At 42.8% G+C, this 25,307-nt stretch carries 30 protein-coding genes and 1 riboswitch; of the genes, 2 read left to right on the top strand and 28 right to left on the bottom strand.

Annotated elements, in window-relative coordinates:
• The 16 genes from fliP to flgB form a co-directional block, all read right to left on the bottom strand.
• Nucleotides 1-690, bottom strand: coding sequence for a flagellar type III secretion system pore protein FliP (fliP, locus tag AJGP001_RS01175; protein WP_071154101.1), 690 nt, complete (start codon nucleotides 688-690; stop codon nucleotides 1-3).
• Entirely contained in the window at nucleotides 687-1,334 is a 648-nt protein-coding gene (locus tag AJGP001_RS01170; RefSeq protein ID WP_071154100.1) for a flagellar biosynthetic protein FliO, read from the bottom strand. The genes fliP and AJGP001_RS01170 overlap by 4 nt, the downstream gene beginning before the upstream one ends.
• Before the next feature lie 26 nt (nucleotides 1,335-1,360).
• Nucleotides 1,361-2,392, bottom strand: a complete 1,032-nt coding sequence (gene fliN / locus AJGP001_RS01165) for a flagellar motor switch protein FliN (protein ID WP_078080054.1) — start codon at nucleotides 2,390-2,392, stop codon at nucleotides 1,361-1,363.
• Nucleotides 2,382-3,365, bottom strand: coding sequence for a flagellar motor switch protein FliM (gene fliM / locus AJGP001_RS01160; protein ID WP_078080052.1), 984 nt, complete (start codon nucleotides 3,363-3,365; stop codon nucleotides 2,382-2,384). Before fliM ends, fliN begins: the two co-directional genes overlap by 11 nt.
• 13 nt (nucleotides 3,366-3,378) lie before the next feature.
• The gene (locus tag AJGP001_RS01155; protein WP_058386660.1) at nucleotides 3,379-3,594 is read right to left on the bottom strand and encodes a flagellar FlbD family protein; all 216 of its coding nucleotides are present in this window, start codon (nucleotides 3,592-3,594) and stop codon (nucleotides 3,379-3,381) included.
• 23 nt (nucleotides 3,595-3,617) lie between these two features.
• Entirely contained in the window at nucleotides 3,618-4,412 is a 795-nt protein-coding gene (locus AJGP001_RS01150; RefSeq protein ID WP_078080051.1) for a flagellar hook-basal body complex protein, read from the bottom strand.
• Between the two features lie 42 nt (nucleotides 4,413-4,454).
• Nucleotides 4,455-4,910 (bottom strand): flagellar hook assembly protein FlgD, encoded by a 456-nt coding sequence (flgD, locus tag AJGP001_RS01145; protein WP_058386662.1) that lies wholly within the window; start codon nucleotides 4,908-4,910, stop codon nucleotides 4,455-4,457.
• A gap of 16 nt (nucleotides 4,911-4,926) precedes the next feature.
• The gene (locus AJGP001_RS01140; protein ID WP_071154098.1) at nucleotides 4,927-6,246 is read right to left on the bottom strand and encodes a flagellar hook-length control protein FliK; all 1,320 of its coding nucleotides are present in this window, start codon (nucleotides 6,244-6,246) and stop codon (nucleotides 4,927-4,929) included.
• Between the two features lie 4 nt (nucleotides 6,247-6,250).
• Nucleotides 6,251-6,760 (bottom strand): flagellar export protein FliJ, encoded by a 510-nt coding sequence (gene fliJ, locus AJGP001_RS01135; protein WP_237150193.1) that lies wholly within the window; start codon nucleotides 6,758-6,760, stop codon nucleotides 6,251-6,253.
• Nucleotides 6,723-8,039: a flagellar protein export ATPase FliI gene (fliI, locus tag AJGP001_RS01130; RefSeq protein WP_058386664.1), complete on the bottom strand. Its 1,317-nt coding sequence runs from the start codon at nucleotides 8,037-8,039 to the stop codon at nucleotides 6,723-6,725. Before fliI ends, fliJ begins: the two co-directional genes overlap by 38 nt.
• Nucleotides 8,020-8,817 carry a FliH/SctL family protein gene (locus AJGP001_RS01125; RefSeq protein WP_071154097.1) on the bottom strand — a complete coding sequence of 266 codons (798 nt, stop codon included), beginning with the start codon at nucleotides 8,815-8,817 and terminating at the stop codon, nucleotides 8,020-8,022. Before AJGP001_RS01125 ends, fliI begins: the two co-directional genes overlap by 20 nt.
• Nucleotides 8,810-9,823, bottom strand: coding sequence for a flagellar motor switch protein FliG (gene fliG / locus AJGP001_RS01120; protein WP_071154096.1), 1,014 nt, complete (start codon nucleotides 9,821-9,823; stop codon nucleotides 8,810-8,812). Before fliG ends, AJGP001_RS01125 begins: the two co-directional genes overlap by 8 nt.
• A gap of 11 nt (nucleotides 9,824-9,834) precedes the next feature.
• Nucleotides 9,835-11,472 carry a flagellar basal-body MS-ring/collar protein FliF gene (gene fliF, locus AJGP001_RS01115; protein WP_071154095.1) on the bottom strand — a complete coding sequence of 546 codons (1,638 nt, stop codon included), beginning with the start codon at nucleotides 11,470-11,472 and terminating at the stop codon, nucleotides 9,835-9,837.
• A gap of 25 nt (nucleotides 11,473-11,497) precedes the next feature.
• The gene (gene fliE, locus AJGP001_RS01110) at nucleotides 11,498-11,794 is read right to left on the bottom strand and encodes a flagellar hook-basal body complex protein FliE (RefSeq protein WP_071154094.1); all 297 of its coding nucleotides are present in this window, start codon (nucleotides 11,792-11,794) and stop codon (nucleotides 11,498-11,500) included.
• A 428-nt stretch (nucleotides 11,795-12,222) separates the two neighbouring features.
• Nucleotides 12,223-12,678 carry a flagellar basal body rod protein FlgC gene (flgC, locus tag AJGP001_RS01105; protein WP_058386669.1) on the bottom strand — a complete coding sequence of 152 codons (456 nt, stop codon included), beginning with the start codon at nucleotides 12,676-12,678 and terminating at the stop codon, nucleotides 12,223-12,225.
• A gap of 5 nt (nucleotides 12,679-12,683) precedes the next feature.
• Nucleotides 12,684-13,085 carry a flagellar basal body rod protein FlgB gene (flgB, locus tag AJGP001_RS01100; RefSeq protein WP_071154093.1) on the bottom strand — a complete coding sequence of 134 codons (402 nt, stop codon included), beginning with the start codon at nucleotides 13,083-13,085 and terminating at the stop codon, nucleotides 12,684-12,686.
• Nucleotides 13,086-13,164: 79 nt separating this feature from the next.
• Nucleotides 13,165-13,251: riboswitch (cyclic di-GMP riboswitch) on the bottom strand.
• Nucleotides 13,252-13,473: 222 nt separating this feature from the next.
• Between flgB and AJGP001_RS01095 the strand changes: the two genes are divergently transcribed.
• Nucleotides 13,474-14,310, top strand: coding sequence for a flagellar hook-basal body protein (locus AJGP001_RS01095; protein ID WP_078080050.1), 837 nt, complete (start codon nucleotides 13,474-13,476; stop codon nucleotides 14,308-14,310).
• 14 nt (nucleotides 14,311-14,324) lie between these two features.
• Entirely contained in the window at nucleotides 14,325-15,167 is an 843-nt protein-coding gene (locus tag AJGP001_RS01090) for a flagellar hook-basal body protein (protein WP_078080049.1), read from the top strand.
• 257 nt (nucleotides 15,168-15,424) lie between these two features.
• On the opposite strand, the gene AJGP001_RS01085 is transcribed toward AJGP001_RS01090, so the two are convergent.
• The 12 genes from AJGP001_RS01085 to fliD form a co-directional block, all read right to left on the bottom strand.
• Nucleotides 15,425-16,801, bottom strand: a complete 1,377-nt coding sequence (locus tag AJGP001_RS01085) for an IS4 family transposase (protein ID WP_071153814.1) — start codon at nucleotides 16,799-16,801, stop codon at nucleotides 15,425-15,427.
• A gap of 374 nt (nucleotides 16,802-17,175) precedes the next feature.
• Complete coding sequence (gene flgL, locus AJGP001_RS01080) at nucleotides 17,176-18,057, bottom strand: flagellar hook-associated protein FlgL (RefSeq protein ID WP_071154092.1); 882 nt, start codon at nucleotides 18,055-18,057, stop codon at nucleotides 17,176-17,178.
• Between the two features lie 27 nt (nucleotides 18,058-18,084).
• Nucleotides 18,085-19,353: a flagellar hook-associated protein FlgK gene (gene flgK, locus AJGP001_RS01075; protein WP_071154091.1), complete on the bottom strand. Its 1,269-nt coding sequence runs from the start codon at nucleotides 19,351-19,353 to the stop codon at nucleotides 18,085-18,087.
• Between the two features lie 25 nt (nucleotides 19,354-19,378).
• Nucleotides 19,379-19,864 (bottom strand): flagellar protein FlgN, encoded by a 486-nt coding sequence (locus tag AJGP001_RS01070; RefSeq protein WP_071154090.1) that lies wholly within the window; start codon nucleotides 19,862-19,864, stop codon nucleotides 19,379-19,381.
• A gap of 28 nt (nucleotides 19,865-19,892) precedes the next feature.
• Nucleotides 19,893-20,162 (bottom strand): flagellar biosynthesis anti-sigma factor FlgM, encoded by a 270-nt coding sequence (flgM, locus tag AJGP001_RS01065; RefSeq protein ID WP_071154089.1) that lies wholly within the window; start codon nucleotides 20,160-20,162, stop codon nucleotides 19,893-19,895.
• 38 nt (nucleotides 20,163-20,200) lie between these two features.
• Complete coding sequence (locus AJGP001_RS01060; protein WP_071154088.1) at nucleotides 20,201-20,626, bottom strand: flagellar protein; 426 nt, start codon at nucleotides 20,624-20,626, stop codon at nucleotides 20,201-20,203.
• A 70-nt stretch (nucleotides 20,627-20,696) separates the two neighbouring features.
• Entirely contained in the window at nucleotides 20,697-21,122 is a 426-nt protein-coding gene (locus tag AJGP001_RS01055) for a flagellar basal body-associated FliL family protein (protein WP_071154087.1), read from the bottom strand.
• Nucleotides 21,123-21,132: 10 nt separating this feature from the next.
• On the bottom strand, nucleotides 21,133-21,897 hold the full coding sequence (gene motB, locus AJGP001_RS01050; protein WP_078080044.1) for a flagellar motor protein MotB: 765 nt from the start codon (nucleotides 21,895-21,897) through the stop codon (nucleotides 21,133-21,135).
• Nucleotides 21,887-22,684, bottom strand: a complete 798-nt coding sequence (motA, locus tag AJGP001_RS01045; RefSeq protein ID WP_078080042.1) for a flagellar motor stator protein MotA — start codon at nucleotides 22,682-22,684, stop codon at nucleotides 21,887-21,889. Before motA ends, motB begins: the two co-directional genes overlap by 11 nt.
• A gap of 334 nt (nucleotides 22,685-23,018) precedes the next feature.
• Complete coding sequence (gene fliS, locus AJGP001_RS01040; protein WP_071154085.1) at nucleotides 23,019-23,396, bottom strand: flagellar export chaperone FliS; 378 nt, start codon at nucleotides 23,394-23,396, stop codon at nucleotides 23,019-23,021.
• A 16-nt stretch (nucleotides 23,397-23,412) separates the two neighbouring features.
• Nucleotides 23,413-23,802 carry a hypothetical protein gene (locus tag AJGP001_RS01035; protein WP_058386680.1) on the bottom strand — a complete coding sequence of 130 codons (390 nt, stop codon included), beginning with the start codon at nucleotides 23,800-23,802 and terminating at the stop codon, nucleotides 23,413-23,415.
• Nucleotides 23,802-25,289, bottom strand: coding sequence for a flagellar filament capping protein FliD (gene fliD / locus AJGP001_RS01030; protein ID WP_071154084.1), 1,488 nt, complete (start codon nucleotides 25,287-25,289; stop codon nucleotides 23,802-23,804). Before fliD ends, AJGP001_RS01035 begins: the two co-directional genes overlap by 1 nt.
• Nucleotides 25,290-25,307: the final 18 nt, after the last annotated feature.

Raw genomic sequence — 25,307 nt, 5'->3', positions numbered from 1 at the left:
TCAAAAGCTGACCAGCAGCGATTCGATTATTAAGTACCAGCCATCGACCAACACAAATAGCAATATTTTAAACGGTAACGATATCATGACTGGCGGCAACATCATCATCCCCATTGCCATCAACGTACTGGCGACAACCATATCAATGATTAAGAAAGGAATAAAAATAACAAACCCAATTTGAAAAGCAGTTTTCATCTCACTAATAGCAAATGCCGGAACCAGTGAAGTTAGCGGAATCTCTTCAATGCTGTCAGGTTTTTCTAGCTCCGCGTATTTAAAAAACAAAGCCAAATCTTTTTCTCTTGTATTTTTTGCCATAAATTCTTTTAATGGCACAATAGCGGTATCCAGTGCTTCTTGTTGCGCCATGTCGCCGTCTAAATACGGTTGAAGTGCAGTTTCATTCATTTCTCCTACGATAGGAGACATGATAAAAAATGTTAGAAATAGTGCTAAGCCAACCAATACTTGGTTCGGTGGCATCGACTGTGTGCCGAGTCCAGTTCGCACGAATGACAAAACGATGATGATCCGTGTAAAACTAGTCATCATAACTAGAATTCCTGGAGCTAAAGACAAAATCGTTAACAGGAAGAATAATTGAAGCGTTGTTGAGACATCTTCAGGGGACTCTGCGCCAAAATCAATGCCCGGAATATTAATAGCAGATAAGATTTCCGGAATCATAGCGGACGTCCTTCCGTGTCTTGCGTTTCTTTTTCAAACTCATCTTCAAGCGCTTGTTGTTGGGCTTTTTGTTTATTTAAGCTTTGCTTAAATAACTGATCAAAGCCATTTTTTTGCGCTTTTTTTGAAAAACCTTCCATCTTTTTCTTTGTTAAATCAAACAAGTTTTTCGATAATGCGGGTTGTTGCTGCTCAAAGTCTTTTTCAATGTTGTTAATTTCCACTGCATCTGAAAATTCCTTGATGAGCGTTACTTCATCACCCACGCCAAGTAAGTACATCTGGCTGCCAATTTTCACCACTTGCAGCGACTTATTATTGCCCAGCGGCGTACCACCCATCAGTTTAACAGCTTGGTTCGGTTGCAGGTTTTTCTGACGTGCCGCTAAAAACTTAATAAGTCCATAAATCATCACCACAATCAACAACGTATAAAAGATTAATTGAACAATAATACCGGCTAAGCTTTTTTCTTCTATCGGTGCTCTTTCTACATCATCAACGGGTGTTTTTTCTACCGGATCTTCATTATTTAGCCATTCCACCACATTCGGACTGGCTTGAACAGCTAGTGGCACCGACATTGCGCTCAAAAACAACAGCGCTAATAGCAATGGCATCCACATATAACTTGATTTAGGCACTCTTAGTAAACTCCTTTTATCCATCATTAACGCAGTTTTGAGATGCGTTCAGCTGTGCTCAATACATCTGTTACCCGGACACCGAAGTTCTCATCAATGACAACTACTTCTCCAACTGCAATCAATTTATTATTGATTAGGATATCAACGGGTTCTCCTGCTAATTTATCCAATTCAATAATAGACCCTTGCGAGATTTCCAATATTTCCTTGACTACTCGTTTTGTACGGCCTAGCTCCACAGTAACTTGGAGCGGAATATCCAATAACATATTCAAGTTATTCGGTGCAGATGGCGCTGTTTCCGTATTGTCGAAGCTTGAAAACTGAACATTTTGTACGGTCGGTGTTGCTTGAGCCTGCTCATTTAGCCCATCATCTGATTGCTTTGGCATTTCACTTGTCTCCTTTAGTTCTTGCGGATTAAACGGTGCCGTTAAAATCTCCACCAAGGTTTTTGCAAGTGGTAGAGGCAAACATAAACAAAAACGGATGTTTTGCTTTCCGCTAACATTCAACTGAAATTCCGACTCTGTAAACGACTGCTCTTTCGTAAAGTTAGCTAACGAAAATTCACCCGTTTGGTCCACAACGTCCATACCCGACAAGGAGTAAGTAAGCTCGTTTTCTAACAGCGCTGACATCGACTGTGCCACTGAATCAAACATTTTACTAATCAACTCTTGAACCGCTTGAAATTCTGTTTGGTCCTCTGTAGTCTTTAATGCAGCATCCATGTCCTTTTTAGAAACAGCAAGAACCTGCATTCCGCTAGCTGAACCCGTATATTCACCAAGCGCCACATAAAACGGTGCGCCGATCGAACCAAATACAGCATCTCGACTGGTCACAGTTAGCGTTGGAGAAGTGACAAAAACCTGTTCTGCAAGCAACGATGTGAGTAAAGCAGCCGAACCTCCTAGAGACGTGTTCAATAATTCGATGATAGCTTCTGTCTCTGTTTTTGATAATGCGTTTTCAGGCATCGCCTTTCCTCCTGTCTTCTGGTCATCCGAAGAATTTTTACGTTTTTCTGGAGAATGATGATCAGTCGTCATCAAATTGAACTCCTTGAATCGATAGTTCTGTTACTTGTACAGCCATCCGACCTTTTGAAACACCAGGTTGGGCATAAAATTTTAATTTGTTATCTACTTGAAGCGTGACAGGTGACTCGTAAGATTCGTCCAAACGAATGACATCGCCATTTTTCAGGTTCAGGAAATCTCCAAGTTCAATCGTTGATTTTCCCAGTACCGCTTTGATTTCCATTTTGGTGCTTTGCAGCTTTTCTTCTAACGCTTCCATTTCATGTGTTTCAACAGCCTTTTTTTGGTTTGCCAGCCAATGTTTCGCTGACAGCTTCGGCAAAATTTGCTCGAGCACTGTATGAGGCAAACAGATATTGATGATGCCTTCTGCGTGTCCAATTTTTGTTTGCAACTTGATTAAAATGACCGTTTCGTTTGGAGGAGAAGTAGTCAAGAATTGTGAATTCACTTCAATCTCTTTGAGTTCTGGAGACAGTTTCACTACAGATGACCAGGCTTCTTCAAAACAATCCAGTGATTTTGAAAACACCCGTTCAATGACGCTGATTTCAATTTCAGTCAACTCACTGTCTTTCTGCAAGAGATTTCCTTGCCCGCCCAGTAGCCGGTCAAACATGACATATACCACCTCTGGAGAAAAATCCATCACCATGCTGCCCTGCAGCGGTGTTGCTTCAAAAACACCCAACATCGATTTTTTTTGGACATTTTGAACAAATTCTTGATAGGAAACCTCTTCAACTTTTTCAACGGTCACTTGAACAAATGTTCGAAGCTGTGCCGAGAAATAAGAAGTTAACAAGCGCGAAAAATTCTCATGGATACGCGATAAGGTACGGATTTGATCTTGTGAAAAACGTAACGCTTTCTTGAAATCATATGCTTGAACATTTCTTTTTTTATCAATCACTTTCGGTTCTTGATTGCCCATTGCCGAAAGGATGGTTTCGATATTTTCATTTGATAAAACGTCTGTCAACTTGATTGCCCCCTCATTCGTCTAGGTTCGGCTCATGCAAACGAGGTAAAATGTTCAGCTTCCGGTAATAGTCGGTTACTTTGTCCATAACTTCCTCTACAGTTTCCAGTACATGGACTTTCTTACCGGTTGTTAACGTCACCACTGTATCCGGTGTCGATTCTAGTCGCTCGATATAGATGGCGTTTAATACGATAGATGAACGGTTTAACCTAGTTAAGTTAATCATTTCGATGGACTAAGCTCCTTCCATTAACGTTTTAGGTTCATAATTTCCTGTAAAATTTCATCAGAAGTGGTAATGGTTTTTGAGTTAGCTTGGAATCCGCGTTGCGCTATAATCATTTCTGTAAACTCTTCCGTTAGGTCAACGTTAGACATTTCGAGCATGCCCGAACCGATTTCTGTTTTAGCGTCTGTAGCTGACCCTAACTTCATATCATTGCCTGCACTAGCAGTCATTTGGTATAGTGACCCCCCAATTTTGCTAAGTCCTTCAGGATTGGCTGGTGCCGCAACTCCTATTAACCCTCCAATAAGATTTTCATCTTTTCCGTCACTTATTTTCTTTCCGATAATTTGACCCTCACGATTAATACTAAATGAACTATAGGTGCTAGCATTAATTTTAATGGTGTTTCCAGCATTGTTCAAAACCTTATACCCTTGAGCTGTTACTAAGTCGCCTGCAGCTGTTACTGTAAAGTTTCCTGCCCGTGTTAAGTATTGTCCTGCTGGAGCAGTAGCTTTTGGGTCTTGCACAACGAAAAAGCCGTCTCCCATAATGGCAAGATCAGTTCCCACGCCCGTAGACATTAATGAACCTGCATTGTGATTGACGTTGATGGAAGAAGTTACCGAACCTAGACCCACTTGCATCGGATTCGCACCACTACTCGACATATTCTGGCTTAACAAATCTTGAAAATTAATGGTGCTTTTTTTGTAGCCGACTGTATTAACGTTAGAAATGTTATTCCCGATAACATCTAACTTTGTTTGGAAGTTTTTCATACCTGACACACCTGAGTACATTGAACGTAACATTTAATTTTCCCCTTTCAAGAACCGCGTTTCATCCACCATGGATTACACAGTTTCTTGTTTATTAGCTGGTGCTGTCGTTTTTTCAATATGAATGATTGAGTTGATTGGCACTTTTACATCTGATCCTTCAAGCTCTGCCATTACTTCTCCGTTTTTACTGGACAAGGCTTTGACAATTCCTTCACCTGACGCTGTTTCGGACTGCCACTTAACCGATGTTCCGATTAAATGCGCATAATCTGCTAATGACGAATTTCCTTGATTGTTGACGAATTGCGTCATCGTTTTATTTAAATTGGTCAATTGTTCGAGGCTTGTAAATTGGGCCATTTGGCCAATAAATTCGGTGTCCTTTAACGGCTCCATCGGATCTTGGTGCTGCATTTGAGTCACTAGAATTTTAAGGAATGCATCTTGTCCAAGTGCATTTGTTGGTGCCGTCTTAGCCACTGGCGCTGCAGCAGTAGCCGCTCCCGTTGTCGCTGTCGAAATATTCATCCAAACACCCTTTCTTCTATACGGTGTAATCTACTTTTAGTAAGCCTTCAGGCAATAGCTTTGTTGTTTCTTTAACTACGTCTTCTTCAGACTGAAAATAGCTATGACCACTACGCGGATTTTTACTTTGTTGTTGCGTAAACCGTTGTTCTGCATGAGGTTGTTGCTGATTAAAAGGCTGCTGTGGGCTTTGTTCGAGCACTTCAATTTTTTCAACTTCCACACCCTGTTGAATCAATGAAGTTCTCAACTGATTTAGCTGAAGTTCAATCGCTTCTTTTGCCATTGGTGTGCTTGCCATAATTTGAGCGGCTAGTTTGCCATTTGTTGATGTCAATAAGATTTCAAGGTGTCCCAAATGTTCCGGGAAAATATTAACACGCATTTTCAGGCCTTCTTGACCGTCGACTAAGCGCATTGAACTTTTCAACATCCCGCCGAGGTCTTCTAGAAGATGGGGTAAACGTACTAATGGAACTGGCTGTAGACTGGCTTCTGCTTTCACAAGAGTCCCGGCAACCTTTCCAGCATCTGCTGTCATCGTTAAAGGCTGCGCAGCTAGATCTGGAGTCGCTTTCACTTCTATGGATTCTTTAGGAGTTTGAAGTTCTTCTCCACTTTGGAGCTTCGGAACAACCTTACCTTCTCCTGCTTCAAGTTCTTTTAACGCCTTTTGCATTTCAACAGACACCTTAGAACTGTTGCTCACTGGCTTCAGTAATTCACCAACAAGTATGGGAATATCCTTTACCGCATGACTTTCTTCACTAGACGCTATAACCGGCTTTAGTTGAGGGCTCGTAGCGATTAGAGCTTGTTGTTTTTCAAGCATCCCCAACAAATCATCGAGTTGTTTAGAAAGTTGTATTAAGCCATTAACGCTTGTCTTATTCGCTTTTCCTTCTACCTCGTTCAACATCGGGGATTTCACAGTTTCTCCAGCTGGTTGTTCGACTAAAATTTGGAGCTGCTGTTGTATTTTCTGAAGCAGTGAAACGAGTTGACTAGGATCTTCTGATGCATTCGCAGCTACCTGACCGGGCGCTGGCAAACCAGTTGGCTTGTTGTCAGCCTGCAGTTGTTGCAACTGCAGAATGGCGTATTGAATTTCCTGCTGCTCAGTTGTTGGCTCTTCAACTAGTAGTTCTTGTAAAGACGCTAGCACAGATTCCACGTTTTCCAACAGGTTTTCTGTAGGTGCTTGTTGTTCGCTAACAGGTGGAAGTGCCAATGATTCCAGTAAAGAAGCAAATGCCGCTTGATTCACAACAGGTTTCGAAGTTGTTTTCGTGACAGGGCTAATGATTTGTTGAAACGTCGGCTTTAAAGCTTCCATACGTTCAAGTCCCTTCCGCCAAGTTATTTGCCTTAGCTAAGCGATAAAACCGCGTACTGGCCATTTCGTCAAAAAAGCTTTGTTCGGCCGCTTTGTTTTCTTCTTGGAAATGTGTTAACTTTTGTTGCTTCAAGTTTTCCCACGTTTTTTCTTCTTTCGCTTTTTCTTGCAATACACCTTGAGACGCTGAAACTTTTTTCTGTAAATGTTCCAATTCTCTTTCGGAAGAAAGCGATTGACCTTGAAGCTGATAAATATAGTCTTCTAACATGCGAAGTTCTGAAATGTTGACGCCACTTTGCTGTTTGGCATTTTTTAATAACTCAGCATCTGAGATTTTCTTTTGAATCATTCTTTTTTGCTGATGTCCTACTTCATGTTGTTTGATAGCTTCAGCCATTTGGATCTGCGCAAAGCCCTTTTCATTTTCTTTTAAATCCAATATCTTTTGAAATCGAAAGTTGAATTGTGTCAGTTTAAATCCCTCCAAATTGTGCGGATAGCCGTTCAACACTTTCTTCTATTTTGGCTTTCTCGTAAATGTCTTGCTGCAAATATTCTCGGATCAATGGATACGCTCGAATGGCGTCATCAATCTCTTTATTTGCACCACTCTTGTAGGCTCCGATATTAATCAGATCTTCAGAAGTCTCGTAAGCTGCTAACAGACGTTTGAAATCTCGTGCGGCTTGTTGATGTTCTTCTGATACCACTTCGTGCATCACCCGGCTAACACTCGCCATTACGTTGATCGCTGGAAATTGACCTTTTTGAGCAATTTTTCGGTCCAATACAATATGTCCATCTAAAATTCCGCGCACCGCATCGGCAATCGGTTCGTTCATATCGTCTCCGTCTACTAAAACGGTATAAAAAGCGGTGATCGTTCCTTTACTGGAAGTACCCGAGCGTTCGAGTAATTTCGGTAACAATGCAAAAACGCTTGGTGTATACCCTTTACTCGTTGGTGGTTCGCCTACTGCGAGCCCCACTTCACGTTGTGCCATCGCAAAACGCGTCACCGAATCCATCATCAACATGACATTTTTTCCTTGATCCCGGAAATATTCAGCAATCGCTGTTGCGGTTAGTGCGGCTTTAATGCGCTGCATGGGTGTTTGATCGGAGGTTGCTGCGACGACGACGGATTTCTTCAGCCCTTCAGGACCTAAATCACGTTCAATAAAGTCACGAACTTCACGGCCACGTTCTCCAACGAGCGCAATGACATTAATATCTGCTTCTGTATTGCGAGCAATCATGCCCATCAACGTACTTTTCCCAACACCACTTCCGGCAAATACCCCAATGCGTTGACCTTGGCCAACAGTTAGCAAACCGTCAATGGCACGAACTCCGACTTCTAAAGGTTTATCGATTCTCGGGCGCTTTAACGGGTTCGGCGGGGCATTATTAGTAGAATATTTTTTCAACCCCCGAGGCAATAAGCTTTCATCAAGTGGCATCCCCGTTCCGTCCAAAACTTTCCCTAAAATAGAAGGCCCCACTTTAATCTGCAGTGGCCCTCCCGTGGCGACGACTAAACAACCGGGTCCAACTTGCGAAAGATCCTGAAGTGGCATGAGCATGATTCTGTTTTCTTTAAATCCAACAACTTCGGCTTCAATCGGTGGCTCGTTGCGATTTGGGTAAAGCAAACACAATTCACCAATTTTTGCATTAGGTCCTCGTGATTCAATCGTCAAACCAATTACTTGAATCACTTTCCCGTGCTTTTTGATCGGTTCAATGTCGCTCAGCAATTCCAGGTATTCATCTTCCCACAAGTTCATCGTTGGTTTTCTCCTCACAGTAAGCGAGCAATTGATTTTTGATTTCTTCTAGTTGATGATCAATCATCGCGTCATAAGATCCACTCGCTGTATGAATTCTGCAGCCACCTGATGTCAGATTCGCTACAGGAACTAGTTTTAATTCTGAATCGGCTTTGATATAGGTTTTTAACTCCTCTAAAAAGGGAATAATGACCGAGTAATCTTCGGGAGAAACTTGCATCGTGACGTCTTCAGCTTCTTCTACTTGCTTTAATGCGTGCTGAATAATGCTCAATAACTGCTGTCTATCTTGTATCAGTTCGTTGTGGATCACTTTTTCGGCAATCGTCACACTTAGTGACAGCAAGAAAGGTTCGGCTTGCTGAATAATAGTGGCCTTTTCTTCATAGGCTGTTTCCAGTAAACGAGTCATTTCTGCTCGTTTTTCAACGCTGTCTTGCTCCACTTGTTCCAGTCCTTCTGTAAATCCAGCCTGAAACCCTTGTTGCTTTGCTTGTTGTTCGACTCTTTGCGCATGCTGTTGTGATTCTTGTTGCTTTTCTTGCCACCACTCATCGATTTCTCGTTGTGCATTTTGCTGATCGTTTACGAGTTGAGCCTGCAATTGCTCTCTCTTAGCTTCCAATTCATTGATTTCTTGAAGCAACTGCTGTTGCTGTTGTCTCGGATCTATTTTGGGATCAGTAAAAACAGGTTTTTGAGTCTCAATTTTGCGTGTCTGAATAATTTTCATTTCTTCAGAAAGAGGCTGAGAAAGTCGAATAATATTAGACAATTATTTCTTCTCCTCCTCCACGCGATACATCAATTTCTCCTTTTTCTTCCATACTACGAATCAAGCCAACAATATTTGTTTGTGCATTTTCTACATCTTTCAGTTTTACTGGACCCATAACTTCGATTTCTTCATGGATAGCCTCTGCTCGACGTGTCGACATATTTTGATAAATGCTGTTTTTCACTTCTTCGCTTGCTACTTTCAATGCAAATGTCAAATCAGCGTCGCTAACTTCACGGACAATTCGTTGAACAGAACGACTTTCAAGTTTGACGATGTCCTCAAAGACAAACATCCGTTTCTTGATTTCTGAAACCAGTTCGGGATTGTCTTTTTCAAGTTCGCCCAAAATGGATTTTTCTGTACTGCGGTCCACATTGCTCAACACGCGAACAATGGCTTCAACTCCTCCAGTCGCGGTGTAATCTTGGCTGCCAGTCGCAGTCAGCTTACGCTCCAAAATTTGCTCGACTTGATGGATAACGTCTGGGGAAGTGCTTTCCATTAAAGCAATACGTCTTGCAACTTCCGCTTGTTTGCTACTTGGTAGCTCAGACAAAATTTTAGAGGATTGTTTCGCATCTAAATAAGACAGCACTAACGCAATGGTTTGCGCTTGTTCGTGTTGAAGAATGTTTAAAATCTGATTAGGGTCCGCTTTTCGAGCAAAACTAAACGGTTTTACTTGAAGTCGGTTCGACAAACGACTAATCGTGTCCATCGCTTTGTCTTTCCCTAGCGCTTGTTCGAGAATGTTTCGGGCATAAACCAATCCACCCTCATTCATATAATCCTGCGCCAAAATCATTTCATAAAATTCATTAATGACTCTTTCCGTTTGGCTGTTTTTCAACTGCCGAACATTGGAAATCTCCATCGTCAGTTGATCAATTTCTGGCTCGGTCAATTGCTTGAATATCTCAATAGAAACTTCAGGTCCTAAACCAACCAATAAGATGGCTACCTTTTGAATCCCTGTCAAATCATGTATTCCTCTAACCATTAGACACTCTCCTAGTCATCTGCCATCCATGACCGCAACAATTTCGTAAAGTCTTCAGGTCGTCCTTTGGCAAGCTTTTCAATCGTTTTTCGCTTCGGATTGGATCGATTACTAAACTCAGACAAATCGATTTCTTCCTCTTCGGGTTCTAGTAAATTTGATTTGGCTAATGCCTGTTCGAACCCTTCAAAACTATATTCTTCTTCTATATCCACTTTTTTCTTTTTACGAAGTAATAACAAGGCAACAATAATCACAATTACCAGCACAATTGCCGCTCCAATTACTAGCAGAAGATTATTAGGAATACCAGCGAAAAATGTCGCTTCTGGCTTTTCATCTTCAACAGCTGGACGTCCTTGGAATTCGGTTGCAAAAACGGAAATTCGATCTTCCAACTCAACATCTGTCGCTTGAAATTCATTCATGCTTAGCGATGTACTCACTGCATTTTTCAATAAATTACTGATATCCGCAATGTTTTCTTGCGTCAAACTTGCCGGGTTATCCGGAATCGGCGGCTCTACACCAACGTTGATTGTAATGTCATCAACGACATATGGGCTCTTTTCAATTTGGCGATTGATTCGGTTGACTTCGCTGTTAATGCGCTCTTCTGTTCGTTCAGATTCACTGTTTCCAGCACCGTCTACACCTGGATAATTAGCCACTTCCGTTTCCCCGGTTCCCGCTGCATCTTCAATAACTGTTCCTTCACTTGAATACGTTTCAACAATTCGTTCGACACTAATACTCAAGCCTTCATTATTTTCAACATCAACCGGTTCCACTAATTGTTCTTCTCGTTTTTCTTTAGTGAAATCAATATTCGTCATAACAGAAACAACCACTTTATCCTGACCTAATAATAAGCCAAGCATTTGTTGCAACTCGCGCTGAATATCTTGTTCAATGCCTTTTTGAATTTCACGATGCTGCTGGTAAACCGACAAATTGGTATCTGCTTGATTGGCATCTTGCACTTCAAACACTTGGCCGTTTTGATCCATAATCACAATTTGTTCTGGCGGCAAACTTGGCACCGATTTACTGATTAAATGATACAAGCCATTAATTTGCTTTTGATCCAACTGCAAAGTCGAATCACCTTGAACCACAATCGAAGCCGTTGACGTTTGCTCTTCGTCGGTAATCCAAATATTTTCTTTTGGCAACGTAATCATGACATTGGCTTCTGTCACTCCGTCAATTTGCTCAATCAAATACGCTAACTCATTTTGCATCGCATCCCGTTCAACCACATCAAAATGACGATCGGTCATCCCAAGCCCCATATTTTCACTAAACGTACCGTAATTGACATTGCCGTTTTTCGGAATGCCTTCAGCTGCTAAACTTACTTTCAAATTAGCCAAATGCTCTTCAGGCACACTGATCGTTTTACCATCTGCCGACACTTCCACAGGAATTGCTTGTTCTTCAATCGCCGTCTTGATTTCACCAGCTTCGGCCGCCGTCAAATCAGAATACAATACAGAAAAATTAGATTGATTGCTAAAGAAAACGAAGATTCCTAAAATCATTAATGTGATAAAAAAAGAGCCGATAACAGACCATTTCGTTACAGGAGAAAAACTGGTCCATGATTCGCTCATTTTCGTTTTGAATACTAAAAGCTTTTCTTTCATTTCATCATCATCCTGCCGGTTTCAATCATACTTGCATTCTCATCACTTCTTGATAAGCTTCAACCACTTTATTTCGTACCTGCATCGTCATTTGCAACGACAAGCTGGCCTTTTGCGAAGCGATCATTACTTCATGAACATCCTGAACTTCTCCTGTCACCAATTGATTGGTCAATTTATCTGATTCGTTTTGTGCTTTGCTTACTCCTTTTAATGCATCTTTGAATATTTCCCCGAACCCTTCAACTTTGTTGTCCAGCTTCACTTTGTCGAATAATTGGTTTTGAATAAAAGGCGTTTGAATCCCGCTGATTTTTTCCATGGTGCCTCCTAGGTAGTTATAGTAGGATAATTTTTTTATATACCGCTTCGGCCGCTCTGGGCATGGCTCTCGTAAGAAGCCAGGCAAAGAACGCCTGTCTTCTTACTTCGCCTAGCCCGTGGACGCGCCTACGCTTAGAAAGTTGGTGAATTAAAAATCGAACTTTCAATTTCGCACTACTTCATAAAGACTTATAGCAAACTAACTCTATGTTTCACTAGTTAAAATCAATAGTTTCTTCTTATTATTTCACGACTCTTAGAAGAAAAAGCGGAAGGCGGCGACTATTTTAAGTAGGTGCTACTAGGAAACCGCTGCTCCTGCATCGCTGCGCTAGCTTCGTCGCAAGGAGATGGTCCAAATTCCTGTGGACCATCTCTTGGAAAGCGTCCGCCTGGAGCAATTTCTTTCACCTTAAGTAAAGTGTATTATTTGCCGATTTCCAAAGCTTTCATAAACATGCTTTTTGATGCATTTAATGCCGTGACGTTTGCTTCGTATGAACGAGTTGCCGACATCAAATCGACCATTTCTTTTAGTGGATCCACGTTGGATGAACGAACATAGCCGTCTTCTCCAGCATCTGGATGTTCCGGATCATACGTTAGTGTAAAAGGCGTCTGGTCTTCTCTAATTTCCGACACGTTAACACCTGTCACTGCAGTGTTTCCCCTGTTCATTGCCGACTGCAATTGATTGGCAAAAGGCGAGGTTCCACTTTGAGACAACTCAACTGATTTTCTGCGGTACGGCACCCATTCCCCGTCCACTAATTCGGCACGGTTCGTATTGGCGTTTGCGATGTTCGCAGAGACCACATCCATGCGCATTCGGTTAGCCGTCAGCCCCGAAGCACTAATATTAAATCCGCTGAATAAACTCATTTTTGTTATCTCCCTCCATTAATAACAGAGCTAAGACTGTTGAGTTTGCCGTTGACCCGTTCGGTTACGGCGTTGTACCATAATTGGTTTTTTGCCAGTTCAGCCATCTCGACATCCATGTCGACATTATTGCCATTGTTATTATATTGGGTTGAGTTGTTTGTTAAGATTTTAGTCGATCCTACAGTAGCTTCATTGCTAAACGACAGGTGGCGATTGTCTGTTTTATAGCTTGAAAGACTTTGCTGATTCATCGCTGTATCGAGCGCTGCTTGGAAATCTACTTTTTTGCTTTTGTAATTAGCCGTATCTACATTGGCGATATTCGCTGAATGAACTCGCTGTTTAAGTGTAGAAGCCGATAAAGCTTGTTCCATGGTCTCTAGAGATTTAGGGAATATATTCATCGATAAACTCCTTTTTTTTACAATCAATATGCTAATAAAAATCCACTTTAAAAAAGTGGATTTTTATCAAATATACCACTTAGGTAACCCGGCTACCTTGTACACTGTGTATTTAGGCCCGTAGCTTTGCGTCTTTACCTTTCGAGTAAGTTTGCCATTTTCATTATGATATTCTATTATTTTTTTATTAAACTCATCATTTTGTACTATTTTCAAAAATTAATAACAAAGTGATAGTATCATGTTTCAATAATTTTGTATATTTTTCTTTTTATAAATATAAAATGATATTTCTTCCATATTAATCAATAAGACACTATTTTTATTCATTCGTTAATGTTATGCTACGCGATATCTATCATTATGTTAATAAGAAGGAGAAAAACCTATGTTTCGCGGATTATATACTGCTACATCAGGGATGATGGCCAATAATAGGAATCAACAAATATTGACAAATAACCTATCAAACGCCAATACTCCAGGATTTAAAGAAGACAAAGCAGTCTTACGAGCATTTCCAGACCAACTCATCGTAGCGATCGAAAATGGAAAAAAAGGTACAATAGTCCCCCAAAATATCGGTAGTTTGACTACAGGAGTATATACACAGGAGGGTATTCCGTCTTTTCTTCAAGGTCCGTTACGAGAAACTGGAAATTCAACAGATATGGCGTTGTTGGATGAATTATTACCACTAAACACGGATACCCAACAAAAAGGGACGATGGTTTTCGCAGTGACTGCTGAAAACGGTGAGATGCGTTACACAAAAAACGGCTCTTTCGCAGTAAACACTGAAGGATTTTTAACGACTAGTGACGGATTTCCTGTTCTCGGCGAAAACCAACAACCCATTCAAGTTGGTTCAGCCGATTTTACTGTCCAAGACAATGGCCAACTTATTCTAGCAGATGGTACACAAGGCGATCGCTTGTGGATTGGTCACACGGACAACCCACAGCAATTTGTAAAAGAAGGTCAGAATCTTTTACGCTGGACGGGAGATGCAGAAGCTGCTCCTCAGTTTATCGATAATGTTGCTCGACTTGCTGGCACAAACAGCTTTTTAAAACAAGGGTTTATTGAACAATCGAATGTGGACTTGACCAAAACCATGACAGACATGATGACGACATACCGCGGCTTCGAATCCAACCAAAAAGTAATTCAAGCATACGACCGCAGCATGGAAAAAGCCGTCAATGAAATCGGACGCGTTTAGGAGGAAGTGAACCATTGAATATCCAAATGAATACTGCGAGTAACACGATGAGTGAACTGCAAAAGAAAATCGACTTGATTGGCAACAATATCGCCAACGTCAACACCAATGGCTATAAACGTCAAGAAGCGAGTTTTTCAGATGCACTCGTCCAGTCTATCGAAAAACAAGTCGGCCAACAAAATGAAATTGGACGAACCACGCCTTACGGTTTACGGATTGGCGCCGGCGCGATTCTGTCCCAAACCGCTGTTCGCAATGAGCCAGGTTCGATTCGCCAAACCGATCGCCCTCTCGATTTTATGATCCAAGGGGAATCCGCCTACTTCCGCATTGCCGCTGAAGGCAATACTTTTTATACAAAAGATGGATCTTTTCAAGTTCAACCAGTTCCCAACTCCAATCAAGTGCGTTTGGTTACCTCGAACGGGGATGCGGTACTCGGCGCTACCAATCAGCCCGTCGTTTTTGATGCTGATTATAAGGATATTCAGTTAAGCGGGAATGGCACTTTGGAAATTTCTTATACCGATGCCACTAAGCAACCTACTGAAATCCAAATGGGTGTTGCCCAGATAAACCGGCAAGGCTCACTCGAAAAAATAGGTGGCAATCTTTTCCGCCTGACCGGTACTGAAGCTGAACAACTCGCAAATGGTAATTTACAGTTAATCGATTTGTCCCAGCAAACGGATGGAACGATTGGCATCAAACAAGGCGCGTTGGAAATGTCCAATGTTGATTTGACTGATGAGATGGCGGAATTGATTTCCACGCAACGGCTATTTCAATCACAAGGAAGAGCGATTTCCTACGCAGATGACATGATGGGATTAGTTAATACCATTAAGGGATAACAAAAAAAGAGCAGGCACCCCGCGGGGTGCCTGCTCTTTTTTCTATGTAGCTTGTGCGGAAGAAATCGCTCCAGGCGGACGCTTTCCGGGGGGCACGGCTTCAGCCCATAGCTGTCAACTTAAGAAATAACGTGGAGTATGCCCATTAAATTTGTACGATATGGGGGTTTGAATTAGGGGAATATCGGAAATGGTGATAACTAAGAACGCCAACTAGCCTCCCTTTTTTGGGGGAGGCTGTGGGTGGGTGGGTAATTCTAGTTGAGTTGAAGGCGTTTCAAGGCTGTTCCTTTAGCGGAATTCGGCTTCCGTGCAGTCCTGCTGAGTAAGTGGGAAATCAAGGGGACAAAAGCCAGAAGCGTCTTCTTTTTTTGTTTGACGGCTTCATACATTTGTGCCAAAAACTCACAGGCGATACTTCGAATCGCGATGGTTTCACTAATTTCTTTCTCCTCGATTTCCCAAATCGCATTCCGAAGTTGATACGCAATCAATTGGCTTAACAGGAAAACCAGTAATGTGGCATATATATGGCAGAGCCAGCGCTCTTGTTTGATCAACCGGAAATGATCGATTTCCAAATAGGATTTCAATGCCTTAAAGATCAATTCAATTTGCCAACGCATGCGATACAACTCAACGAGGTGCGAACCTGAAACCGGTTCGGGTAAGTTGGTCATATATCCGGTTATTCTGGCTAAATCACGAACCAACTGCTTGGGTTTCTTCCCACTTTTGGTCGCCCGGCGCTGAATTTTTTTCAGTCGCTGTTGTCGGTCTTCTTCGCCATGGGCAACTAGCACACATCGTGCTGGAAAATGCGCATCGTGCCCAAAGTAAACTTGTTCCAGTTCCAAGATTTCTCCCGGTACCATGTTCTCGCAAAGGAGATCGAGTTCAATGCGTTGATACTCACTACTCTTCACCACAGATCCATTCGGATGATAGGCAGGGAACGGGTTTTGATAGGCCAAATAAGCGTCGTTTCGAAACTTGGTGAGAAAGTAGTTGTGGTTTTCATCAATCTTCTCCAATAAGTGGAAATGGAAATAGCCAAGGTCTTGCAAGCACAATTCTTGCTCGTCCAGAAACGGCACCCGTTTCCCTCCCATGACGGTGTCGTTGACGTTGTCCAGATCGACACGCAAAAAGGTCAGTCGTCCCGTCAACACATCAAATTCATGTTGGATTTTCACGGAGGTTTGGCGTGTTTTTTTCGCGCGCGCTTTCAATGAATTGGGCACATCGATATGCGTGGCATCTAAGATGCGCAAGCTCGTAAACGGCCAATCCACGGCCACTGGATGTTTCGCTAGTTCAAGCGATTGCTGAATCTGGAATAACTCTTCGACCAACCGTTGAAGAAAATGGACAGCTTGCTTAGTGAACTTCTTATCGATTGCGGTACGACTGATGTCGATTTCCTGATCGGCCAAGAGCTTGGTGCTGAGTTCTTGCAAGCTCGGATCGATGAAGTTTCCATGGGCCTGAAAAAGCAACGACAGAAAATCGCTGGCGGTTAGTTTTCTCTTACGTTGAATAAATCCCGTTTCTTTGGCTAGGGCGTCGACCTTTTCTGGTTCCAGGAATGCAAATAGTGCATCCAGGTAGCTGAGCGTAGTTGGAGCTGTCATAGAAAAAACTCCTCTCGTTGATGGGTATTCTTCCATACCATCTTTCGAGAGAAGTTAGTCCTTTTTCTTAAGTTGACAGCTATGACGGCTTCAGCCGCTTCCCTCGCTCTGCTCAGTCCAGGGTCTTCAGCTCGCGCTGATCCCCCAGGATTCGCCGCCTTCCGCTCTTTCTTCTAAGAAGCATGGTAACAAATGATTAGTAGCAATCTTTATCATCAATAACCAGTTCGATTTATTTAAGATATGGAGCAAACCAGTGGAGACTCCCGCGGGAAAGCGAGACAGCCGAGACCCTGCAGGAGCGTAGCGACGAAGCGGCTTGGCGCTCGCCCGCAGGAAAGCGGAGCTGGTTTGTGTAATATCAGCATAACTTCTTATCTCAAAAAGTCCATCAAACTTGGCTGGATGATTTTTGATGTTGCGGCGAGGCTGGCTTGGTAGATACTTTCTTCGCTCTTTAGCTTGATAACAGCTTCTGCGTAATCGATATCTTCCACTCTTGACAACATCGATTTGATTTCAAGATTGCTGGCAAGCAAGCGATTTTCAACGGCTTCTAGACGATTTTGTCGTGCACCGTTTTCAGCGCCCACTGTCAACAACCGGTCAATTCCGGCATCAATTTTTTCCAAATCGATGGCAGTTCCAGCCTTTAAATTGGCGGACATGCTTTCCAATGTGTTAAAGAGGTTCGCCGCATCAGCTGAAGCGCCAAACAACTGCTCGGGCAAAACACTCGATTGAATACTGATGCCTTCTCCGATCGTAAAGGTTTTAGCGACTAAGTCCGCACTACTTGGCGTCATGTCTCCTTTTTCAGGGAAAGGCAGTTCGCCGGTTTTTTGACCATTGAACAAGGACTTGCCATTGACTTTAGCATTTGCCAGTTGCCGCATGTGCTCTGTCAATTCTTCTATTTCAGCGGCCATTGCTGTCTGATCCAGCTCTGAATACGTACCATTATTTCCTTGAACCGCTATTTCGCGCACCCGCTGCATGGCATTGACCATGGAGTCGATGTTTTGACCGGTTTCGTCCATCCACAGTTTGGCTTCGCCTGTGTTTCGCTCGAATTGTGCATTGGTGGCAAGCGTACTTTTTAGGTTCATCGCTTTACTGACACCATTGGGGTCGTCCGATGGGCGGTGAAGCAGTTTGCCACTCGCTACTTGGTTATTGATTTTTTCAAAGCGGCTCAAGTTTTGGCTCATATTGCGTATGGAATTCTGGTTTAGCATCTGTTGCGTGACTCTCATGTTTTCCCCTCCACGTTGCTTCTGCTATTAGCTACCCATTCGGTTAATAATGGTATCCAGCATTTGATCCGTCATTGATACTAACCGCGCTGCCGCATTATAGGAATGCTGGTACTTGATCAAATTGGCCATTTCTTCATCGAGCGAAACACCCGTTACGGATTGTCTGCGGTTTTCTGTCGCTTGAAGTGCTGCACTATGATTGGCAACCGAGTTGGTCGCTGATTGACTTTCTGCACCGAGTTGACTGACAAGTTTTCTGAAATCACTTTGTGCAGTGGCGATTGTTTTTCCTGTTGCTGCTTGTTGTTCCAAAGGATCTGCTTCGTAATTCACTTTTAGCTCAGACAGTTTAAAGTTTGCGGCATCGCCAATGAATAAAGCTTGATCCTTGCCACCCGTTCCCGACATGCCATTTGCTTGGACAAAATCGCGAACTACAGTTGTTAAGTTTGTCTGATATTTTGTTGCAGTATTTAAGGATTCGCCCAACCCTGCTAATTTCCCACCAAATTTTTGAGGGGTATTCGTTGCATCCTCGGCTGTGATTTCAGAAACTGCTTCACCTGTGACCAGCGCTTGGTTGTTGGAAGCGAGGCTAATCGAGTAACTGCCATTTGCTTTTTCTTCTACTTTTACAGACATCAATTTCGAAAGATCTTCTACTAGCGCGTCCCGTTTGTCTTTTAAATCATTTGATTGACTGCCATCGCGGACGATGCTTTTGTTGAGCTCAGCGATTTGTTTTAAATAGCCGTTTGCTTCGGCCACTGTTTCGGTAGATTGTTGTGTCAGTTCACTTTTCAAACTGTCTAGTGATTTGTTCATTGATTGTGCTACGTCGATAAAGCCTTGTGCACGTTCTTTTACAACGGCTTGTGCAGATAAACTATCCGGTTCGTTAGCTAAGTCTTGCCACGCGTTCTTCAATCCGTCCATCGCGCTACTTAAGCCGCTATCACTCGGTTCATTGACGATCGTTTCTAAGCGGTCCAATGTTGTTTGCTTGGCTTGCCACTGTCCGAGTGTTTCGGAATGATCGCGTACTTGCTGATCGAGAAAACGGTCTCTTACACGTGTAATCGAATCAATCGTGACACCGGTTCCGAGTTGGCCTGTATGAGCACCTTGGCCTGTCCAAATATCTAAAGATGGCGACGAGCTTGAGTTGACTTGTTGGCGTGAATAGCCTTTTGTATTAACATTGGCGATATTCTGTCCAGTCGTCGCAATGCTTGCCTGGCCGACGGATAATCCGCGTTTTCCTAATTCTAAGCCGTGAAATGTTGAAACCATAATTCTCCCCGCTCTCTAACAATTCCTAAGCTCTTGTATCAAAAAAGCCTTGATTGTTTGTTGGTGGTTTTTGCTGATTTGCCGGTGATTGATAATTAAAATGCTGTTGTTTTGATTTTGTTACTTGGGTAATCATATGTTGAACAAAGCTTACCGAGTCTTCAAGAATTTTTTCGTTCGTTTTGTTTTTTGCTTGAAGCTCGGTCAACAGCATTTGTAACGTTGTCAATTGTGAGTAGAGCTCTTGTTTTATCTCTTCATCTGGAATTTGTTCGGCAAACTGGCTAAAGGTTAAACCCGGATGCTCTTCCAACACGTCGGCTACGAGTTGCTGCCGTTCGTCTTCTAATTGGCCAAGTTGTTTGACTAGTTTGGTTTCTTCTTTTACAAGCTCGGTTAACTCATCGACTTTTCGTTCGATCAACACCGTCTGCTTGCGTTCGGCATAACGGATAAGCTGTTTTTGTATGCTGATTAGTTCGTCCAGCGTATTTACTACTAAGTTCAGCATCCGTCTCCTCCTCTTTTGCGCGCTTTACTTATTTATCAAACCAGAATTGATGCACTTTATCTGCTACTTTTTCTGCGTCTACCTGGTACTCACCTGATGCCACTTGAGCTTTCAGCAACTGAATTTTTTCTTGTCTTTCAATGTCCACACTGGCATTTTTTTCGAACATGGCTTTTGCCTCATTTGAAATTTGCAGCTCATCTTCTTTTTGCAATGGCTTTGTTTTTGCAACAGGAGCCACTTGCATTTTTTGGTAAGATTGAATAAAGGAAGAACTATTGGTCTTATCGATATTCATTCCTTCACCACCCTCTAGTGTAATTTAGTTTCGTTCGATCACCGTATTTTCCAATACTGTGCGTTGACCTTTGGCCTGACTCGTTTTCTTCCGGTTTCTTCTAAGAATTTATCATTTTTTAATGTCGCATCAATTTTCTTTGAAAAATCCTCGAAACAGTCACTACACAGGATCTGCCTTTTGATTACTTTACCACAATGCTTGCACGGGTAACCCAAATTGGCGAAGTCCTCTGCGTAAATACGGCCGTCACGAATAAATTCGGCAATTTGTTTGACAGAGACCGTCGTCGACTCGCTGACTTCTTGAATATCCGCAAAGCGATTGGCTTCGATTTTCAAAAAATTGTTGACCAACTTGAATTCTTCTTCGATTTCCTTGTAGCAGTCCAGGCAATAGTCAGTGTAGTCTTTAAAGAATAATGTACCGCAAATTCGGCAATTATCCAGCTGATTTGCTTTCATATGCACCCACCTGACCTTCTCTATAAATTTATATCGGCAGATTTCACAAAATGTTTAGCGGAATTCGTGATTATTGCAATTTAAATTCAGTCACTAAGACACGTTCGACTGTACCTTTTTCAAAAACTTCGGTTAACCGCTTTATCAGTTCTTCCTCGATCATCGTAATGCCGCTTTCTCCGATCAATTCTTCCTTCGTAAAACTAGCAACTGTTGCAATAATAGCCGCACGCACTTCGGCTGTCCGTTTTTCAGCTTCTTTTTTTGTGTCCTTATCACTCAGTAAAATATTAAACTGCACCACTCCGAAATTTCCGGAAGATGCTAGGTTGGTCGTAATAATATCGGTGTCAATGCTTAGTTCTGCTATTTCTTCGGCACTTAACGACGTTTCTTCTTCGGCTCCAGCATCTTTTTGCAGGAAGTAAAATGCGGCTCCGCCTCCGATAACGATGGCAATAATCAGCACACCTATAATTTTCTTTAGTTTTCCCATGTCACACCTCTTACTCGTCAGTTTCTTTTTCATAAGGTGAAATCAGCACTTCCACGCGGCGGTTTTCCGCTCGTCCTTCAGGTGTATCATTTGAGGCAACTGGATGGTATTCACTATAGCCAGAAGCGCTGAATTTCTGCGGATCGAGCTCATCGTTTTCAAGCAAAATCCGCATGAAATTAACAGCGCGTGCAGAACTCAATTCCCAGTTGGTTGGGAACTCTTTTGTCCCTGCCGGAATATTGTCTGTGTGTCCTTCGATAAAAATCATCCGCGGCGGATCGGAAATCAATAAATTTGAAATCTCACTCGCAATTGCCTCGGACCCGCTTCGCATATCCGAACTGCCCGACTCAAATAACACGCCTTCTTTAATCGTAATCATCAAGCCTTTCACGGTCATTTCAGTTTGGAGACGAGGGGACAATCCTTTTTCATCAATATAAGCGTCAATTCTTGTTTGGAACTCTTGCAGTTCCTGTTGATCTTTAGCGGCTAAAATTTCTTCTGGGCTTTCGCCTGATGGCGGATCTTCAATTAGCTCGGCTGTTGGCGATGTATCAAAACTTTCAACGGGTGCTTGCTCATCGAGTACGCCGGTACCGCCTTGCAGTTCGCTGTTAAACGATTTAGCAATAGCACTTAGCTTTTCAGCATCGACTTGGCTGGACGCAAATAATACGATGAACAACGCCAAGAGGAGCGTCAAAATATCGGCATAAGGCAAGAGCCAAGCTTCATCGACGTGTTCTTCATGCTTTTTTTTACGCTTCAACTTGAACACCGCTCTCCTCGTCAGATTCAAGTACACGGTCTTTCGTCGGTAAGTACGTTAATAGTTTTTCTTCTACGGTGCGGACAGGCAGGCCTTCTTGCACAGCGAGCAAGCCTTCTAGCATAATCATTTTTGTTTTCACTTCTGACTCTGATTTCCGCTTGAGCTTATTGGCAAATGGATGCCACAGCACGTAGCCTGAGAAAATCCCGAATAGCGTGGCGATAAAGGCGGCGGAAATCGATTTACCGAGAAGCGCTACGTCGTCTAAGTGACCGAGTGCCGCAACGAGTCCGATAACGGCACCGAGTACACCGAGTGTCGGGGCGTATGTACCGGCTTGTGCGAAAATTTTCGCACCCAGTTCATGGCGTTCTTCCATCGCGGCGATTTCTTCTTCCATTAAGTCGCGAATGTGTTCTTGCGACTGGCCATCCACGACCATTTTCAAACCGCGCTGCAAAAAAGCATCTTCTACTTCTTCTGCTTTTTCTTCGAGCGCCAGCAAGCCTTCTTTTCGTGCGAGCATCGCCCATCCCGTGAACATGGGAATCATTTCTCTGATCGACACTGATTTTTGATCGCTGAAAATTACTTTGAACAGGCTTGGGATTTTCTTGATTTCGTCCATCGGAAAGGCAACGAGCAGACAGGCGACGGTGCCGGCAAAGATGATGACGAGTGCCGCTGGATTGTATAGGGCGATCGGGTTTGACCCTTTCAAGATCATCCCACCGATCAACACAGCAAATCCCATTATGACTCCTATCCATGACGTCTTATCCACGTTTATACCTCATTTCTTTTTGCGGGTGTAGTTTCATACTTTTTACTTGGTTGAGGATATTCCGCAAAACAACTCCGCTTTCCTGCGGGCTTGCGTCGAACTAACTCGGGCTATGGGCCCGAGTGGATTTCGCCACTTCGCTATCCCGCGGGAGTCTCCGTTGTTTTGCTCCATATCTTATTTCTAAAAATCGGAATTTTTTTGCGGTTGATTTATCAGGTAGCTAGTGGAGTTCATTTCTTTATGAAAGTACTGAGAAACCGCTCTAGCTTTACATTCACTCTAGTACTAAGCGTCGACCCGTCCAGGAGCTAAGCCCGATGCGGATTAGAAGTTAGTTGCTTTTGGCTAACGCCATGGCTTGTTTCCAGGTGCTGCGCATGTCTGTCATGAGTGTTTCTACTTCTTCTAATGCTTCTAAATCGTTTTTCATGTTGGCTTCTAGTAGACGGCTGTACATGTATTCGTACATTTGCTCAAGATCTGTCGACATGTCGATGTCTGCGTTTAAGGTGCTGCGAAGTTCTTGGATGATGTTTTGAGCTTTGATGATGTTGGTGTTTTTTTCTTGGAAGTTCTTGTCGTTCATTGCTCGTTTTGCTAGTTTTATGAATTTTACAGAGCCGCTGTAAAGCATTAACGTTAGTTCCTGAGGTGATGCTGTCATGACTGAGTTTTGTTGGTAGGTTTGGTACGGATTGATGATTGCCACGCTTTTTCCCCCTTGTTTAGTTGCGCTTGTCGATAAATGAACCGGCGGTGACCATCCCCTGATAAGCACCGCTGTATTTTTTGGATATTTCTTTTGTTTCTGTAATGCGCTTGATCTGCGTAAAAAAAGATTGGTGCAAGTTAATGATCAGTGGCTGGAGCTGTTGATCAATTTCTTTTAACTGGGCAATAATCGAAAGTTCTTCTGCTGTCCATTTAAAGTTTCTTTGCTTCATGAATATCTCTAATTGCCGAATTGATTCTTGCCTGTTAGCAAATAACATTTCGAGCGACTCAACGATTCCTTCTTCGTTTGCTTCCATGCGCGAATTGATCTGCTGCGCTTTTTCGTAAAGATCGTATGTTTGTTTCAAAAAAGCATACATAATCGTTTTGGACGTCATCATTACGCGCCACCGAATAAGCTTTGTTGCATCCAGGTGCTTTGTGAGTTCACCTGACTGAGTGCTTTCTCCATGGCTGTGAACTGTTTCCAATAACGATCCTCAATACGCGTCAGACGATCTTGCCAGCGGCTGATTTCTTCGTCCATTTGTTTGATGTTTTTAGCAAGCGTGCTATTGTCAATGCTAACCGAAGCACTGCCTGCTTTGGCACTAAGATTTTTAACGACGGCGTTCAAGGTATCGTAGACACGAACGCCGACTCCGTTGCCCGCAGCGTCTCGTGTCGTGAACAACGCCATCACTTCATCGGGTTTGTTCGCCAACGCTTCGCTCAGTTTCTTTTCATCAATGAACAACTTACCGCCTTCTGTATAAGAGCCGGTGTTAATGCCAATCTGCGACAAGTGATTGATGTTGCCATCTGCAATACCGGATACTTTGTCCATAAATGCTCTACGCAAATCTTGCATGGCACTTTTTAACACTGGATCGTTGCGAAGCAGGCCACTGCGCGCTTTTTCTTCCCATAATTCGATTTCTTTTTCCGTTAGATCCTTTTTCTGTTCGTCTGATAAAGGCTGGAAATCGGGATAGCGTTTTTCAATGATTTGCTTTTGCAATGTCTCGATGGATGCATTGTATTTATCGACAAAGTCTTTGATCATGGCTAATGGCTTTTCAGGGTTCGACTGGACGTTAACAATTGTTTCAGCACCTTTTTGCAGAAGGTTGACCGTAATTCCATTCACTACGGTTTGATTGGTTTTTAAATTTTTAATTTCAATGCCGTCAAACTTGATCAAGCCATCTGTAGCTCCATCTGCCGTTGCTGTAGCGGTACCGTTATTAATAATTTTGTCGGCCAGTGCGGTACTGGCTGCTCCGTTCGCGTCCGTAAATTCCATTGTAAAAGCTTGTTCACTGCCCATTCCTTTTGTGGCGATAAAAAAACGGGATGTCGTGTTATCGAAACTTGCCCGAAGCGCTGGTACGGATGCTGCTGTGGCATCCTGAAGTTTTTTAGCAACGCCTTCAAACGTATCCGTACTCGCTACTTCAATTTCAATGGTGCCGACTTTTATTTTTCCGGCTAGGCCGATTTGGTCTGTCGATTTTGCTGGATTTACTTTGCCATCAGCGGCTGTTGTACTGACGCCAAGGGTTGAATTTAACTTCCCCGCACTCGCAACATTCACGACTTCCACTTTATACGAACCGCTCATCGCAGTTGGTGTTGTTGCGACTGTGAAACTTGTCGGGTTTGATGACGTTGCACTGTAAGAGTTGAACGACGACTGAAGCCGCATATTGCTCGCACTCGTCCGGAGATTCGACATCGACAGGTTGGTATCGCGAAATGCTTCTTGTTGCCACTCCGTGAATACTTTTTGTTGCATTAATTTATCTAAAGGAAGTTTTTGGACTTTCATCATGTCTTTCACAATTGATTCGGTGTCCATTCCTGATGCTAATCCACCAACACGCATAGTGTATTCACTCCGATC

Source organism: Planococcus faecalis (assembly GCF_002009235.1).
Classification (GTDB): Bacteria; Bacillota; Bacilli; order Bacillales_A; family Planococcaceae; genus Planococcus; species Planococcus kocurii.
The sequence above is the reverse complement of the archived record's forward strand: the minus strand, read 5'-3'. Positions and strand labels throughout refer to the sequence as shown.

What these genes read in the sequence shown, in the direction of transcription:
- fliP (WP_071154101.1), bottom strand. Translation starts at nt 690, where the DNA reads ATGATTCCGGAAATCTTATCTGCTATTAATATTCCGGGCATTGATTTT.
- fliN (WP_078080054.1), bottom strand. Translation starts at nt 2,392, where the DNA reads ATGACGACTGATCATCATTCTCCAGAAAAACGTAAAAATTCTTCGGAT.
- AJGP001_RS01155 (WP_058386660.1), bottom strand. Translation starts at nt 3,594, where the DNA reads ATGATTAACTTAACTAGGTTAAACCGTTCATCTATCGTATTAAACGCC.
- AJGP001_RS01150 (WP_078080051.1), bottom strand. Translation starts at nt 4,412, where the DNA reads ATGTTACGTTCAATGTACTCAGGTGTGTCAGGTATGAAAAACTTCCAA.
- flgD (WP_058386662.1), bottom strand. Translation starts at nt 4,910, where the DNA reads ATGAATATTTCGACAGCGACAACGGGAGCGGCTACTGCTGCAGCGCCA.
- AJGP001_RS01140 (WP_071154098.1), bottom strand. Translation starts at nt 6,246, where the DNA reads ATGGAAGCTTTAAAGCCGACGTTTCAACAAATCATTAGCCCTGTCACG.
- fliI (WP_058386664.1), bottom strand. Translation starts at nt 8,039, where the DNA reads ATGAACTTGTGGGAAGATGAATACCTGGAATTGCTGAGCGACATTGAA.
- fliG (WP_071154096.1), bottom strand. Translation starts at nt 9,823, where the DNA reads ATGGTTAGAGGAATACATGATTTGACAGGGATTCAAAAGGTAGCCATC.
- fliF (WP_071154095.1), bottom strand. Translation starts at nt 11,472, where the DNA reads ATGAAAGAAAAGCTTTTAGTATTCAAAACGAAAATGAGCGAATCATGG.
- fliE (WP_071154094.1), bottom strand. Translation starts at nt 11,794, where the DNA reads ATGGAAAAAATCAGCGGGATTCAAACGCCTTTTATTCAAAACCAATTA.
- flgC (WP_058386669.1), bottom strand. Translation starts at nt 12,678, where the DNA reads ATGAGTTTATTCAGCGGATTTAATATTAGTGCTTCGGGGCTGACGGCT.
- flgB (WP_071154093.1), bottom strand. Translation starts at nt 13,085, where the DNA reads ATGAATATATTCCCTAAATCTCTAGAGACCATGGAACAAGCTTTATCG.
- AJGP001_RS01095 (WP_078080050.1), top strand. Translation starts at nt 13,474, where the DNA reads ATGTTTCGCGGATTATATACTGCTACATCAGGGATGATGGCCAATAAT.
- AJGP001_RS01085 (WP_071153814.1), bottom strand. Translation starts at nt 16,801, where the DNA reads ATGACAGCTCCAACTACGCTCAGCTACCTGGATGCACTATTTGCATTC.
- flgL (WP_071154092.1), bottom strand. Translation starts at nt 18,057, where the DNA reads ATGAGAGTCACGCAACAGATGCTAAACCAGAATTCCATACGCAATATG.
- flgK (WP_071154091.1), bottom strand. Translation starts at nt 19,353, where the DNA reads ATGGTTTCAACATTTCACGGCTTAGAATTAGGAAAACGCGGATTATCC.
- AJGP001_RS01070 (WP_071154090.1), bottom strand. Translation starts at nt 19,864, where the DNA reads ATGCTGAACTTAGTAGTAAATACGCTGGACGAACTAATCAGCATACAA.
- flgM (WP_071154089.1), bottom strand. Translation starts at nt 20,162, where the DNA reads ATGAATATCGATAAGACCAATAGTTCTTCCTTTATTCAATCTTACCAA.
- AJGP001_RS01060 (WP_071154088.1), bottom strand. Translation starts at nt 20,626, where the DNA reads ATGAAAGCAAATCAGCTGGATAATTGCCGAATTTGCGGTACATTATTC.
- AJGP001_RS01055 (WP_071154087.1), bottom strand. Translation starts at nt 21,122, where the DNA reads ATGGGAAAACTAAAGAAAATTATAGGTGTGCTGATTATTGCCATCGTT.
- AJGP001_RS01035 (WP_058386680.1), bottom strand. Translation starts at nt 23,802, where the DNA reads ATGATGACGTCCAAAACGATTATGTATGCTTTTTTGAAACAAACATAC.
- fliD (WP_071154084.1), bottom strand. Translation starts at nt 25,289, where the DNA reads ATGCGTGTTGGTGGATTAGCATCAGGAATGGACACCGAATCAATTGTG.